Genomic DNA, 13743 nt, shown 5'->3' on the forward strand with positions numbered 1-13743 from the left:
CGCTAGCCTCTCGTCAAGATTATAACCGATCGACCTGAACATATCAAGAACATCCCGAGATTTGGTGCCATGTACGCTCGGCGCGGCGGCCTGCCGGTCAACAAATCTCAGTCCCTGACGATGCGACGGAGAATTCGGATGTCGCGGTCATCGGCATTGGGCGCTGCAGGGATCTCCAGTGAGACGGGAGGCCGGCTCAACTGAATTGTACCAGTGTGCGCGCGCAGGCCTTGGTTGGTCGGCGCTGCAAGTATCTCCGCTCTGCCATTTGTTGGTGGAGCGAGGATTGGCGGAATGCCGCGGTTGATCGAATTCCCTCGGATCGCCGGGACGGATTTCACCAGGGCCGTTATTCTCCAGATTTGGGATTGCCTGACCGGCCTGTTCGATCGCGGCGTCAATCATCTCCTTCACAGAAGTCAGGACTGAGCCGGGATCGTCGATATATTGCTCGGATGTGAGAACGCTATCCTTGAATCTCTTCAGGTCATCGACGGTCTGCTGGGCGGATTTGCGCGGTCCTTCGTTCCACCACGAGCCTTTGCCAGACATGTAATGATCTATGACGTCGCGCGCGCGGCTTGTAATGTCCTCCTTGTCTGATGGATTGATCGTGACAGACCCGGAGCCGATCGGCGGTAGAGGCTTTTTCTCAATCGTCGGCATGAAAACTTTCTCCTGTGCAAAATGAAAAAGCCCGCGGCGGATTCCTCCGCGCGGGCCGACTGACCTGTTTCAATGATGCCACTATACTGGTGTTTTGCCCGACGCGTCAATTGGATTCGTAAAATCCGCAAATTCTCCCTCGGGTGATTGACGGCTACTTTGCATGGGGTTGTTTTTCAGATTTTGTCGGACAGGGGGAACCGATGTCCCACCAGGGGCGATCCGCAAAATCAGGTGCGACGAAAACTACGACGCCGCCCTTGACGCGTCAGCCGACAGCCGCGCCAGCAGCGACCGTGCCGTGTCCGACGGCGACAGCGAGTCCACGCTGACCACGGGATCGCTGCGCATCTCGTGTTTGCCGTTCGAGGTGTGCCGCATCACCGCGGAGAGGCGGCGGGCGATCATGTGCGCCGTGCGGAAATCGGTCTCGGCGAACACGACGATCACCGAGCCGTCCTTTTGCGCGGCGCCAAAATCCATCTGCCGCATCAGGCGGCTCAAAATACGCGCAGCATCGAGCTGGGCGCGGGGATTGTTGGGATCGAAGGCGAAGCGCGCCACCGACAGGCCGCCGCCGCGGGCCAGCGCCTGCTCGACCGCTTTGGCAAAATCGCGGGCAAAGGCTTCCGTGGTGAGCAGGCCGCTGCGCGGATCGAGCCAGCCGCCGGCATCGATCGAGCGCAGCGTGCGGCTCAGCTGGGATTCCATCGCGTGCTGGCGGATCAGCGGCAGCGCGTTGGCGGCGACCCTCGCCGGCTCGCCCGGGAGCAGCTCGAGATTGGGCAAATCGTAACTCTGCGTGAGCTGGTGCGCGGTGACAATCACGGGGAGCGTGCGAAAACGGGTGTCCTCGGCGAGCACCGTGAGGAAGGCATCGGTGACGCGCGGGGTAAAACCTTCGGCGAGCACGACGCCGTCGAGGTCGCGGGTGTTGAGATGCTTTGCGGCGGCTTCGATCGAGAGCGCGCCGACGACGCCGACGCGTTCGCCGAGCGCGACGGAGAGCGCGGGATAGGCTGCGCCGCGGCCGATCAGGAGCACGGTGGCATCGCGTGCGGGATCGCTCTCGGGCAGCGCGACTTTCGCCTCCGGCAGCCGTCGCAGCACGGTCGCATGAAGGGTGCGGACGCGCAGCGCGGCGCGGAGCCGCGCGATCAGGCGATCGGAATTGCCGCCGCGCGAGGCGAAGGGCAGGGCGTTGTGGGGCAGCATCCCCGCCGCGTCCAGCGCCACGAAGGGCAGGTAAGGTGATTGTTCGGCGATCTTCCTGGCGAGCAGCGCCAGATGCGGCTCATGTCCACTGTTCATCGCGGCGAGAACCGCGGCCGGCTGCACTTGCTCGACCGCGCGCGCCGCGTTGGCCCAATCGGTGTCGACCACGGGAAACAGACGGGCCTCATCCAGCGCCGCAATGAAGGCGGGGCGCTCGGCATTGGACACAAACAGGATCGGGCCCGCCTGGGACATTCGGAAACTCTGATCACGCAACAGATGCCGCGCAATCTAGTCCGGTCGCCTTAATGCAGCGTCAATGGATGGGTCGAAAGTGCACTCAAGCCGGCCCGGAGCGGTCGCGAAAAGCCTCGACCATCAGGGGGTTAAGCCCGAGCTCATTGAGCGCCTCGCGGGCGCGGGCATTGTCCTGGGCCCGGCCCGCGAGCCGGTGACCGGAGAGCCGGTCGGGCAGTGCGGTGAGCAGGGCCCCCTGGCCGAGCCGGCGCGCCCATTCCTGGAGGTCGTTGGAGAGGAAGCGGTAGCCGCCGACGGCCATGATGCCAGAGGGTGGCGCAGTGATGCAGAGCGCGCCGCTCGGGCGGTCGAGCCGCGCCGCATAGCCGGTGTCGACATAGTCGCGCGGCGGCTGCGCGATCAGCGTGTCGCCGACCGGCTGCGGCGGCGCGTAGGCCGCGATCGGTACCATCGGTCCACGCAGGCCGAGCGTGCCCTTCGGCGTCAGCAGGATATCGCCGGCGATCGAGGAGCCGGACTGTTCGCGCGGGGCGCCGTGCGGCCCGGGCATGACGGGCACCGGCATGCCGTCCTCGCCGCGGCGGGCGCCGAACAGGCCGGCCTCGCCGAACAGGTAGACGTCGGTCAGCGGCGCATGCGGCGCGATCCAGGCCTCGCTCGCCGCCACCTGCTCGGGCGCACGCCACAGGCCGACGACGTTGCGCAAGCTCGGCATCCGTGCCGCGAGGTCGGAATCGCCGAGCCGCAGCGCGAGCTGCGCGGGCGCGATCAGCACCTCGCATTCATGCTCGTTGATCTGCTGCTCCAGCACGTCGTTCTCATAGGGATGATGCAGCGCCAGCGTGCCGCCCGAGAGCAGCCACACCGCGAGCGAGGAGGCGAGCCCCGCGAACGACATCGGCGTGAACGCCGTCATCACCGTTGCGCCCTGCCTGATGTCGGCTTCGAGCGACATCGCGAGCCCGCCGGCGATCAGGCTGAAATGCGGCCGCGGCACCGGACGAAAACCCTCCGCCGTGACGTCGAAGGAGATCATCGCCGCCTTGCGGCCGTCCTGGATCACGGCGCGCGTGGTGCCGGGCGGGCGGGCCAGCACGTCGTCGAGCGCGGCCATGCCTTCGGGCAGGTCGGTGCCGAAGCCGCAGACATGGCGGATCGAAAAAGCTTCGGCGGCGGCATGCATCGCGAGGTCGGCATAGTTGACGCCGTCGACCCTGCTCATGGTGACGATGGCGCGCGCCGCGGTGCGGTTGAGCGCGGCGGTCAGTTCCGCATGGCGCCACAGCAGCGGCAGCACGGCGACGACGAGGCCGGCGCGATGGGCCGCAAGCACGGTCAGCACGAACTCAACCGTGTTGGGCAGCTGGATCGCGATGACCGAATTGGCCGGCAGGCCCGATTCGACGAAATAGGCCGACAGCGCCTCGATGGCGGTATCGGCCTCGGCATAGCTCAGCCGCCGCGGCTGGTGCCCGGTCACGCGCGCCTTGTTGAGGGGGTCGAGCAGGGCGGGCGCATGCGGCTGCCGCATCAGCGTGCGCTGGAACAGCGTGTCGAGCGTCGGCGATATGGCTGGCTGGTTCACGGCGTCACTTCGCTTGACTGGCCCTCAGGGCTCACCCCTCGACCACCAGGTCTCCGGCAGATAGCCGGACAGCGCGGTAGCCTCAGGCCGTTCTATCCGATTCCAGCGCGCGATCCATTGCTCGGATACGTTAAACAGGGGGATTGTGTAGCAGCCGGCGATCAAAGCGCGGTCGAGCGCCCGCACCGCCGAGACGAAGGCCGTATGATCACGGGCCTCCAGCAGGGCGCCGATCATGGCGTCCACCGCCGGATCCCTGGCGCCCATGTAGTTGCGGGTGCCCGGATTGTCGGCGGCGGCGCTGCCCCAATAGAAATACTGCTCGTTGCCGGGCGACAGCGACTGGTCCCAGCGATTCTGAATCATGTCGAACTCATAGGCGAGGCGGCGCTGGTCGAACTGGACGGGATCGACCGCGCGCACGCTCGGTTCGATGCCGGCGCGCTTGAGGTCGCGCTGGAAGGCGAGCGCGATGCGCTCCTGGTCGCGGGTCGTCACCAGCATCTCGAAGGTGAAGGGGGCTTTTGTCACGCGGTTGCGCAGTACGGTGCCGTCCAGATCATAGCCGGCCTCCGACAGCAGCTTCAGCGCCGCGCGCAGCGTGGTCCGGTCGCGCCCCGAACCGTCCGTCACAGGCAGGCGATAGCTGCCGTCCATGATGTCGGGCGGAATTTGCGCGGCGAACGGCTTGAGCAGCTCGCGCTCGCGCGCATCCGCCGGGCGGCCATAGGCCGACAGGTCCGAGCCGGCGAAATAGCCGGCGACGCGCGAATAGAGCGAGAAGAAATAGTTGCGGTTGACCAGCTCGAAGTCGAACAGCAGCGTCAGGGCCTGGCGCACGCGGATGTCGGCGAAGATCGGCCGTCTTGTGTTGAAGACCAGGAATTCGGACGGCTGCGGCACGCCGGGCTTGACGGTGTCGCGGATCACCTCGCCACTCCTCGCCGCGGGAAAATCGTAACCGTCGTGCCAGCGCAGCGGCTCGTGCTCGACGCGGAAATCGTAGAGGCCGCGCTTGAACGCTTCGAACTTGCCGTTGGCCTCGCGAAAATAGTCGAGCCTGATTTCGTCGAAATTGTAGAGCCCGCGATTGATCGGCAAATCGCGGCCCCAATAATCGGGATTGCGCGTCAGCGTAACGCTTGCGCCGGGCTTCACCGCTGTGACGCGATAGGGACCCGAGGCGATCGGGCCCGTCAACGACGTCTCCTCGAAAGTCGCGACGTCGACGGCATGCTTCGGCAGGATCGGCATCAGGCCGAGGATCAGCGGCAGCTCTCGGTCGTTGGCCCCGGTGAGGTCGAAGCGGACGGTGAGGGGATCGGGCGCCTCGGCTTTGGCGACCTTGGCGTAATATTGCCGGTGGTTGGGGCGGCCGTGATCGCGCAGCAGCTGCCAGGAGAACAGCACGTCCTCGGCCGTGACCTGCTTGCCGTCGGAGAAGCGGGTGCGAGGATCGAGGCGAAACGTGACATAGCTCCGCTCGTCGTCGGTCTCGACCGTCCTGGCGAGCAAGCCGTAGAGCGTGAACGGCTCGTCCTGGCCACGCGCAAGCAGGCTCTCGACGACGTAGTTGCGGACCGGCTGCACCGCCAATCCCTTCACGATGAAAGGATTGAGGCTGTCGAAGGTGCCGAGAATGCCCCAGGTCAGCCGGCCGCCCTTGCGGGCATCGGCGTTGGTGTAGGGCATGTGGGTGAAATCGGCCGGCATCGCCGGCTTGCCGTGCATGGCGATGGCATGGGCCTGCTCGGCCCGCGCGCGGCCAGCGGGCAGCCCCATCGCAAGCGTAAAGGCGAGGACGCAAAGGCGGATACCGGGGCCCTCGAGGAGGCACTGGAACATGAACATCGGCTCACGGTGATTCGAGGACCGGCGAGCCTTGAATCCTATCACAGGAAATTTCACTGGGCGCCGCCCAAGGAGTGGTTCAAGGCGTGGCCAAAGACGCCTGTCGGCATTGATCTTTTCGTCGGCCACGTTAAGAAGGCACGCAATCGCGCAAGAGCGCCGAGCCCGTCACTTATCTGCCTCAATTGACGGGGAGAGAGCCGCGCCCAAGCGGCTTGGTTCGGCGTTTCGGAGCGGTTCGGGCGCTTCCCGTTCAGAAAGGGTTTTCTGCAATGAATTTCCGTTATTTGGCCGCGTCCGTCCGGCCGCGCGGGCGACTTCTCGCCCTGTTGACGGCGACGGCGTTGGCCGTTCCGTTTGCCGCCGAAGCCCAGACCCCCGCGCCGGCTCCGGGTGCGCCCGCCGCGCCGAAGGCGGCCCCGAAAGCTGCTCCCAAGGCTGCGCCCAAGGCGCCGGCTGCGGCGCCCGCACCGGCTCCCCAGGCCCAGCAGGCCCCGGCTCAGGGCGCCCCGGCCCAGCCGGCCGGCCAGCCGCCTGCCGATCAGCAGATCCAGCTGATCTACGCCCCCTGGACCAAGTTCTGCCTCAAGGGCCAGGACGCCAATGCCAAGCAGGTCTGCTTCACCGGCAAGGACGGCCGCATCGAGACCGGCGTGCCTGTCATCGCGGCCGTGATCATCGAGCCCGAAGGCGAGCCGAAGAAAATCCTGCGCGTGACGCTGCCGCTCGGCATGCAGCTCGTGCACGGCACCCGCATCATCGTCGACAACAACGCGCCGCTGCAGAGCCCATACGTGATCTGCTTCCAGAACGGCTGCATGTCCGACTATGAAGCAACGCCCGAGTTCATCGCCAGCATGAAGAAGGGCCAGAACCTCGTAGTGCAGGCGATCAACGCCAACGGCGCGCCGCTGACCCTGCCGCTTCCGCTCGCCGGCGAATTCCAGAAGGCCTATGACGGTCCGCCGACCGATCCGAAGGTGTTCGAGGAAAACCAGAAGAAGCTTCAGGAAGAGCTTCAGAAGAAGGCTGACGAGCAGCGCAAGAAGCTCGAGCAGCAGGGTACACCTCCCGCCGCATCTCCGGCTGGTCAGAAGTAATCGGGACCAAGAGTCCAAACATGAAAAAGGCGCTCAGTTCGAGCGCCTTTTTTGTTGGCGGCCTGCGGGCGGAAAAACCTTAGAGCGTCTTCGAGCGACGCGGATGCCGGTTCGCGTGAAGAAAACGCGCCTAGTTCAACGACGGGTTGCGCGGGCGGTAGCCGCCGGTCTTGTCCTTGATGAAGATCTCGGCGACCTGGGAATGCCGGATCGGCTCGCCGGATTCGTCGGGCAAGAGGTTCTGCTCGGACACGTAGGCGACGTACTCGGACTCAGCGTTCTCCGCGAGCAGGTGGTAGAACGGCTGATCCTTGTGGGGCCGCACCTCTTCGGGGATCGACAGCCACCACTCCTCGGTGTTGTTGAATTCCGGATCGATGTCGAAGATCACGCCCCGGAACGAGAAGATCCGGTGGCGTACGACCTGTCCGATCTGGAATTTGGCGGTCCGCGCTTTAATCATCTCCCGTCGATAGACCAGGATTGTGGCCGATGCTAGTGCCCTCATCTGGAATTAACCTTCCCGTAAGGGGCGGATAGCCCCCAAGTCTTCAGAAAACGCTTCATCAATGGTCGATATCCTCAATCTGGCGCTACCTTATTTCGGCTTGATCTTCGTGGGATTTGCGTGCGGCAAGGTCAAATCCCTGCCGGAATCAGGCCTCGCCTGGATGAACTTCTTCCTGCTCTACGTGTCGCTGCCGGCACTGCTGTTTGCGATCATGTCGAAGACGCCGTTTGCGGAATTGAACAACCCGCCGTTCCTGGTCGCGACCACGCTGTCGACGGTTGCAGCGTTCACCCTGGCGCTGGTCGTCGGCAAGGTTTTGGGACGGCTGACGCTGCGCGAGGCGACGCTCGCCGGGCTCTCCGGCGGCTACGGCAATATCGGCTACATGGGGCCGGGGCTGGCGCTTGCCGTGCTCGGGACCAAGGCGTCGGCGCCGACCGCGCTGATCTTCTGCTGCGACAGCATCTTCCTGTTCACGATCGTGCCGCTGCTGATCGAGCTGTCCGACCGCGACCATCCCTCGATCGTGCATGCTTTCGGCGTCGTGCTGAAGCAGATCGTGCTCAACCCGCTGATCATGTCGGCCTGCTTTGGCGCGGCGGTGGCGGCGCTCCATATCGAGTTGCCGGTCGCGCTCGACCGCACCATCACCTTTCTCCAGAACGCAGCCGCGCCGACCGCGCTGTTCGTGCTCGGCGTCACCGTGGCGCTTCGCCCGTTCGATCGCGTGCCCTGGGAAGTGCCGGGCGTGATCGCAGTCAAACTCCTGATCCATCCGCTCGCGGCGTTCGGCCTGATGCTGGCGTTCGGTCCGTTCGCGCAGCCCTGGGCCGCGACCGCGGTGCTGATGGCCTCGCTGCCGCCGGCGCTGAACGTGTTCGTGATTGCCCGGCAGAACGAGGCCTGGATCGAATCCGCCTCCGTCGCCGTGCTGCTCGGGACGTTCGCATCCGTGGTCACGCTGACCAGCGTGATGTGGTTGCTCCAGACCGGCCGGCTGGCGTTCCCGTAGAGGCGTTTGGCGCCGAATAGGGATTGGGCTTCGCGACCTTTCCGCGACAGGTGCGCTCCCTCTCCCGCTTGCGGGGGAGGGTTGGGGAGGGGGTATCTCCGCGTCGGGATTGTCCGAAGTTTGCGGAGATGGTCCCCACGAGGAGAAAGCCCCACCCGGCGCTACGCGCCGACCTCCCCCGCAAGCGGGAGAGGTTGCACCGAGCTCGTAGCGGCGCTGTTCAATTTCATACGGCTCTGGGCTACTTCCGCCAGGTCGGCGTCAGTCCCTCGCGCATCGCAAAGCGCCGGAGCGGGCCGATGGCGCCGAGCAGGTGCATGCCGACGGCGCGGACCGGCTGGAGCGGCAGGAAATCATTGAGCAAAGAGCGGTTGGCGATGTCGATCGCAAAGGTCCGGCTCAGGATGTCGGGACGCCGCGCCCGGTCGTAGCGCTTGAGCACGTCGTCCGCGCCGGGATCCTCGCCGGCAGCGATAGCTTCTCCCGCGAGGCGCGCGATATCGGCGGCATCGCGCAGGCCAAGGTTGAGGCCCTGGGCTCCAATGGGCGGCACCACATGGGCGGCTTCGCCGACCAGCGCGATGCGGTCGCGCCCGAAGGACTTTGGACGTTCGATCGCGAGCGGGAACAGGTTGCGTCCGGGCTCGACGCTCATGCGTCCCAAAATCGAATGCGACTGCTTCTCGACCGCGGCTGACAGCTCCGCGTCGCCTAGGCCACGCAGCCGCTCGGCTTCCGCCGGCGCCGAGACCCAGACGATGCTGGAGCGGTCGCCGGGCAGGGGCACGAACACGCAAGGCCCATGCGGCGTGTGGAACTCGGTCGAGACATTGCGATGGGGCCGCGCGTGGCCGACGTTGAAGGTCAGGGCGGTCTGCGTCAGCTCGCGCCGCGTCACCGCGATGCCGGCAGCCTCGCGGCACAGCGAATGGCGGCCGTCGGCGCCGACCACGAGCCGGGCCGAGAGGAATTGCCCGGACGCCGTGCGGATGGCGACGTCGTCGGCCTCGATGACGACGTTCTCGGCCTCGTCGTCGAAACGGACGATGTTGGGCAGCTCGGCGACGCGTTCTTCCAGCGCCAGCATCAGCGAGCGGTTGTCGATGTTGTAGCCGAAGGCGTCGAGCGCGATCTCGTGACAGGAGAACCGCACCTCCGGCGCGCGGAACAGCCGGCCGGTGTCGTCGACGAGCCGCATGACCTCAAGGGCTGCCGCCTTGTCCTTGCAGCGCGGCCAGACGTCGAGGCTCTCCAGCAGATCGACGGAGGCGCCCAGCAGCGCGGTGGTGCGGTTGTCGGCATAGGGCAGGCGCCGCGCCACCAGCGCGGTCCGCGCGCCCGCCTGGGCCAGCGCAATGGCCGCGCCAAGTCCCGCCGGTCCGCCGCCGATCACGGCTGCGTCAAAGAGTGTCGATGCGTCTGTCATGGAACGACATTGGACACGCCCCGCGGCAAATTCAAGCCCACCTATATTTCACTGATTTTATGGCGAATTGTGCGACCGGGCGCCGCAATGGCTTATGTGCAAACCGGTCCCGTTCTGATAGCAGAAGCCCATGGATACCCACGAAGATTCCCTGAAGCCGAGACCGGCGATCCGCGCCGCGGCCTTCTCGGTGCACATCTTCACCGCCTTCGGCGCGGCCATCGCGCTGCTGGCGATGCTGGAGGCCGTGCGCGAGCACTGGGCGGCGATGTTTGGATGGCTGGGTATCGCGCTGATCATCGATGCGATCGACGGTCCGATCGCACGCCGGCTCAACGTCAAGGATGTGCAGCCGAACTGGTCGGGCGATGTGCTCGACCTCGTGGTCGATTTCGTCACCTACGTGTTCGTGCCGGCCTATGCGATCGTGGCGAGCGGCCTGCTGCTGCCGGTTGCCGCGCCGCTGCTCGGTGTCGCCATCATCGTCACCAGTGCACTCTATTTCGCCGATCTGCGCATGAAGGCCGACGACAATCATTTTCGCGGCTTCCCCGCGTTGTGGAATGCGGCGGCGTTCTACCTGTTCCTGCTGCATTGGCCGCCGCTGTGGTCCACGCTGCTGGTCGCGACTCTGGTCGTGCTGACCTTCGTGCCGTTCCATGTGCTGCATCCGGTCCGCGTCGTACGGCTGCGCTGGCTGACCATGTCGCTGGTCGTGATCTGGGGGCTGCTCGCGTTCTATGCGCTGAGGATGGATTTCCACGCCGGCACCGGCGTGACGGTCGCGCTCTGTGCCATCGCGTTCTGGATCAGCTTCAGCGACGCATTGATCCGCCTGGCAAGATCCTTGGCATGATGCATCTCCTCACCAGCCCCGAGGCCTGGGCCGCGCTGCTGACCCTGACCTCGCTCGAGATCGTGCTCGGCATCGACAACGTCATCTTCCTGTCGGTGATCGTCTCGCGCATCCCCGAGCCGCAGGCGCACCGTGCCCGCCAGATCGGGCTTGCGCTGGCGCTGGTCTTCCGCATCATCCTGCTCAGCGTGCTGGTCTGGCTGATCGGCCTGACCGCACCGGTCTTCTCATTTTCCGGCTACGATTTTTCCTGGCGCGATCTCATCCTGGTCGGCGGCGGCCTGTTCCTGATCGCGAAGGCGACGCACGAGATCCACGCCGAGGTCGAGGCCGATGACGGCGCGGGCGATCAGAAATCCGCCGGCAGCGCCTTTTTCTGGGTGATCGTCCAGATCATCGTCATCGACATCGTGTTCTCGCTGGACTCGATCATCACCGCGATCGGCATGGCGCAGGACATCGAGATCATGATCGCGGCCGTCGTGATCGCCTGCCTGATCATGTACATTTCGTCCGGGCCGGTGTCGCGATTCGTCGCGGAGCACCCAACCACGAAAATGCTGGCGCTGGCGTTCCTGGTGCTGATCGGCGTCGCGCTGGTCGCGGACGGATTCCAATTCCACATTCCGCGCGGCTACATCTATTTCGCAATTGCGTTCTCGGCGGCGGTGGAGTTCTTCAACGTGCTGGCCAAGCGCAATCGCAGGAAGACCGGCAAGCCGTCCGCGTAGTCGTTCCAATCTGGGCCGAGTTGACAAGGCGGCCGCGATGGCTTTCGCTCAGCCGCGAGAAGAGGAGGTCAGGTGATGACCAAAGCCGTCCGTGTGCACAAGGTCGGAGGCCCCGAAGCCCTCGTCTATGAGAGCATCGACGTGCCGGAGCCCGGACCCGGCGAGGTGCGCATCCGCCAGCATGCGGTCGGGCTGAACTTCATCGACGTCTACTATCGCACCGGCCTCTACAAGGCGCCGGGGCTGCCCTTCATCGCCGGCAACGAGGCCTCGGGCGAGGTGGTCGCGGTCGGGCTGGGTGTGACGAATTTCCATCCCGGCGACCGCGTCGCCTATTACCACAATCTCGGCGCCTATGCCGGCGAGCGCAACATTCCCTGGGAGAAGCTGGTCAAGCTGCCCGATCACATCACGCACGAGCAGGGCGCCGTGCTGATGCTGAAGGGGCTCACCGTCTGGTATCTCCTGCACAAGACCTTCAAGGTCGAGCCGCATCACCGCGTGCTGATCCATGCTGCGGCCGGCGGCATCGGTTTGCTCGCCTGCCAATGGGCGAGGGCGCTCGGGGCCCACGTCATCGGCACGGTCGGCTCGCGCGAGAAGGCCGAGCTTGCCGAGGCTAATGGCTGCGACCACGTCATCCTCTACAACGAGGAGGATTTCGTCGCGCGCGTCAAACAGATCAGCCGCAACGAGGGCTGCGACGTTGTCTATGACGGCGTCGGCAAGGCGACCTTCCCGGGCTCGCTGTCTTGCCTCAAGCCGCGCGGAATGTTTGTTTCTTTCGGTAACGCGTCAGGCCCCGTGCCGCCGTTCTCGATCGCCGAGCTCAACACCCACGGCTCGCTGTTTGCGACGCGGCCGAAGCTCAACGACTACGTCGGCACCCGCAAGGAGCTGCTGGAAGGCGCCGACACGCTGTTTTCCGCCGTCATCAACGGCAAGCTGCACGTGCCGATCAACCACGCCTACGCGCTCAAGGACGCCGCGAAAGCGCATATCGATCTCGAAAGCCGCAAGACGACCGGCGCGTCGATCTTGAAGCCGTAGAGTCTTCCGTCGTCATCCACTCTCGTGTCCCGGACGCGCTGCAGCGTTCTTACGCTGCTGCGCAGAGCCGGGACCCAGAAGGCAGGGGCGAGCGCTGTTGAGAGATGGGCCCCGGCTCTGCAGCGCACCGCCGAAGGGGCGCTGCGCTGCGTCCGGGGCACGAGACTCCTCTTACGCGACGCGTCTTGCCGCGCCGGCCTTGGTCAGAATCCGGTCGAGACAATCGATCATCTCGGCGATCTCTCCCTTCGTGACGTTCAGCGCCGGCATGAAGCGCAGCGTGTCGAGCTGCGGCGCGTTGAGGAGCACGCCGGCCTCGAACGCCTGCGCGACGATGCCCGGCGCAATCGGCAGCTTGAGGTCGAGCGCGAGCAGGAGCCCGCGTCCCCGCACGCCGCCGAGGCCGTGCCGGGCCGAGACCTTTTGCAGCTCGCTTTCGAGCAGCAGGCCGGTCTCGGCGACCGCTTTCAGGAACTCCGGCTTGCTGACCTCCTCGAGCACGGCGAGGCCCACCGCGCACATGACCGGGTTGCCGTTGAACGTGCCGCCCTGGTCGCCGTGTTCGAAGCAGGAGGCGCGTTCGGTCGCAAGCAGGGCGGCGAGCGGCACGCCGCCGCCGATGCCCTTGCCGAGCGTCATGATGTCGGGCGCAATGCCTGTGTGCTCGTAGTGGAAGAGCTTTCCGGTCCGGCCCATGCCGGTCTGGATCTCGTCAAACATGAGCAGCAGGCCGTGCGCCTCGGTCAGCGCGCGCAACTGCTTCAGGAACTGGTCGGTCGCAGGCCACACGCCGGATTCACCCTGGATCGGCTCGAGCATCACAGCGACGGTGTTGTCGTTGATCAGCCTTTCGACCGAGGCGATGTCGTTCAGCTTCGCCTTCTTGAAGCCGGCGACTTTTGGCTCGAACAGCGGCTCGAACGCCTTCTTGCCCGAGGCCGACATGGTCGCCAGCGTCCGGCCGTGGAAGCCGCCCTCGAAGCTGATGATCTCGAACGCGCCGCCTTTGTACAGGCTGCCATATTTGCGCGCGAGCTTGATCGCGCCCTCATTGGCCTCTGCGCCGGAGTTCGCAAAAAACACCTGGTCGAACGCGCTGTTTGCGACCAGCGCCTCGGCAAGCTTCAGGCTTGGCTCGTTGTAGAACGCCGGGCTCGGCGTCAGCAGCCGTTTGGCCTGCGCGGCGAGCGCGTCGGCGACCGCGGGCGGCGAATGGCCGAGGCAGTTCACGGCCCAGCCCTGCACGAAATCGAGATAGCGCTTGCGGCTGTCGTCCCAGAGGTAGGAGCCGGCACCGCGGACGAACACGGCCTTGGGCCGTGCGGTGATGTCCATCAGCGCGTCATACGGATGGGTGGCGGTGGTCATGTCGAACTCCTCTGGGGGCGGGTGGAAAAGGGGCGCAAAAAGCAGAAAGGCCGCACCTTGCGGGTGCGGCCTTCTCGAAAACTAAGCTGATGTCAGGAGATCAGCGGCGTCGTC

11 protein-coding genes and 1 pseudogene are annotated in these 13743 nt (G+C 65.5%); 5 read left to right on the plus strand and 7 right to left on the minus strand.

Annotated features, from left to right (window positions below; all coding sequences use genetic code 11):
- Positions 1-147: 147 nt before the first annotated feature.
- The 4 genes from B5V03_RS38035 to B5V03_RS38050 form a co-directional block, all read right to left on the minus strand.
- Complete coding sequence (locus B5V03_RS38035) at positions 148-666, minus strand: hypothetical protein (RefSeq protein WP_129275537.1); 519 nt, start codon at positions 664-666, stop codon at positions 148-150.
- A 246-nt stretch (positions 667-912) separates the two neighbouring features.
- Positions 913-2136 carry a GGDEF domain-containing protein gene (locus tag B5V03_RS38040; protein ID WP_129275538.1) on the minus strand — a complete coding sequence of 408 codons (1224 nt, stop codon included), beginning with the start codon at positions 2134-2136 and terminating at the stop codon, positions 913-915.
- 85 nt (positions 2137-2221) lie between these two features.
- Positions 2222-3724 carry a class I adenylate-forming enzyme family protein gene (locus tag B5V03_RS38045; RefSeq protein WP_129275539.1) on the minus strand — a complete coding sequence of 501 codons (1503 nt, stop codon included), beginning with the start codon at positions 3722-3724 and terminating at the stop codon, positions 2222-2224.
- Positions 3725-3748: 24 nt separating this feature from the next.
- On the minus strand, positions 3749-5575 hold the full coding sequence (locus B5V03_RS38050; RefSeq protein WP_129275540.1) for an extracellular solute-binding protein: 1827 nt from the start codon (positions 5573-5575) through the stop codon (positions 3749-3751).
- Positions 5576-5847: 272 nt separating this feature from the next.
- On the opposite strand from B5V03_RS38050, the gene B5V03_RS38055 reads away from it, so the two are divergent.
- A complete protein-coding gene (locus tag B5V03_RS38055; RefSeq protein ID WP_129275541.1) occupies positions 5848-6675 on the plus strand; it encodes an invasion associated locus B family protein in 828 nt (275 codons plus the stop codon).
- A 130-nt stretch (positions 6676-6805) separates the two neighbouring features.
- Here the strand turns inward: B5V03_RS38055 and hspQ are convergent, their stop codons facing one another.
- Positions 6806-7138: a heat shock protein HspQ gene (gene hspQ / locus B5V03_RS38060; protein WP_092028580.1), complete on the minus strand. Its 333-nt coding sequence runs from the start codon at positions 7136-7138 to the stop codon at positions 6806-6808.
- A gap of 106 nt (positions 7139-7244) precedes the next feature.
- Here hspQ and B5V03_RS38065 point away from each other — a divergent pair, with 106 nt between their 5' ends.
- On the plus strand, positions 7245-8198 hold the full coding sequence (locus tag B5V03_RS38065; RefSeq protein WP_129275542.1) for an AEC family transporter: 954 nt from the start codon (positions 7245-7247) through the stop codon (positions 8196-8198).
- Positions 8199-8439: 241 nt separating this feature from the next.
- Here the strand turns inward: B5V03_RS38065 and B5V03_RS38075 are convergent, their stop codons facing one another.
- Complete coding sequence (locus B5V03_RS38075) at positions 8440-9624, minus strand: UbiH/UbiF family hydroxylase (RefSeq protein WP_129275543.1); 1185 nt, start codon at positions 9622-9624, stop codon at positions 8440-8442.
- Between the two features lie 87 nt (positions 9625-9711).
- On the opposite strand from B5V03_RS38075, the pseudogene pcsA reads away from it, so the two are divergent.
- The 3 genes and pseudogenes from pcsA (at position 9712) to B5V03_RS38090 (ending at position 12261) form a co-directional block, all read left to right on the plus strand.
- Positions 9712-10480: pseudogene (pcsA, locus tag B5V03_RS38080) on the plus strand (phosphatidylcholine synthase).
- Positions 10477-11211 carry a TerC family protein gene (locus B5V03_RS38085; RefSeq protein WP_129275545.1) on the plus strand — a complete coding sequence of 245 codons (735 nt, stop codon included), beginning with the start codon at positions 10477-10479 and terminating at the stop codon, positions 11209-11211. Before pcsA ends, B5V03_RS38085 begins: the two are co-directional and overlap by 4 nt.
- 75 nt (positions 11212-11286) lie before the next feature.
- On the plus strand, positions 11287-12261 hold the full coding sequence (locus tag B5V03_RS38090; protein ID WP_129275546.1) for a quinone oxidoreductase family protein: 975 nt from the start codon (positions 11287-11289) through the stop codon (positions 12259-12261).
- A gap of 171 nt (positions 12262-12432) precedes the next feature.
- On the opposite strand, the gene B5V03_RS38095 is transcribed toward B5V03_RS38090, so the two are convergent.
- On the minus strand, positions 12433-13629 hold the full coding sequence (locus tag B5V03_RS38095) for an acetylornithine transaminase (RefSeq protein ID WP_129275547.1): 1197 nt from the start codon (positions 13627-13629) through the stop codon (positions 12433-12435).
- Positions 13630-13743: the final 114 nt, after the last annotated feature.

This window comes from Bradyrhizobium betae (assembly GCF_004123905.1).
GTDB classification, from domain to species: Bacteria; Pseudomonadota; Alphaproteobacteria; order Rhizobiales; family Xanthobacteraceae; genus Bradyrhizobium; species Bradyrhizobium betae_A.

Coding starts and splice junctions, on each gene's coding strand:
- B5V03_RS38050 (WP_129275540.1), bottom strand. CDS start 5,575: ATGTTCATGTTCCAGTGCCTCCTCGAGGGCCCCGGTATCCGCCTTTGC.
- B5V03_RS38090 (WP_129275546.1), top strand. CDS start 11,287: ATGACCAAAGCCGTCCGTGTGCACAAGGTCGGAGGCCCCGAAGCCCTC.
- B5V03_RS38040 (WP_129275538.1), bottom strand. CDS start 2,136: ATGTCCCAGGCGGGCCCGATCCTGTTTGTGTCCAATGCCGAGCGCCCC.
- B5V03_RS38075 (WP_129275543.1), bottom strand. CDS start 9,624: ATGACAGACGCATCGACACTCTTTGACGCAGCCGTGATCGGCGGCGGA.
- B5V03_RS38065 (WP_129275542.1), top strand. CDS start 7,245: ATGGTCGATATCCTCAATCTGGCGCTACCTTATTTCGGCTTGATCTTC.
- B5V03_RS38035 (WP_129275537.1), bottom strand. CDS start 666: ATGCCGACGATTGAGAAAAAGCCTCTACCGCCGATCGGCTCCGGGTCT.
- B5V03_RS38055 (WP_129275541.1), top strand. CDS start 5,848: ATGAATTTCCGTTATTTGGCCGCGTCCGTCCGGCCGCGCGGGCGACTT.
- hspQ (WP_092028580.1), bottom strand. CDS start 7,138: ATGATTAAAGCGCGGACCGCCAAATTCCAGATCGGACAGGTCGTACGC.
- B5V03_RS38085 (WP_129275545.1), top strand. CDS start 10,477: ATGATGCATCTCCTCACCAGCCCCGAGGCCTGGGCCGCGCTGCTGACC.
- B5V03_RS38095 (WP_129275547.1), bottom strand. CDS start 13,629: ATGACCACCGCCACCCATCCGTATGACGCGCTGATGGACATCACCGCA.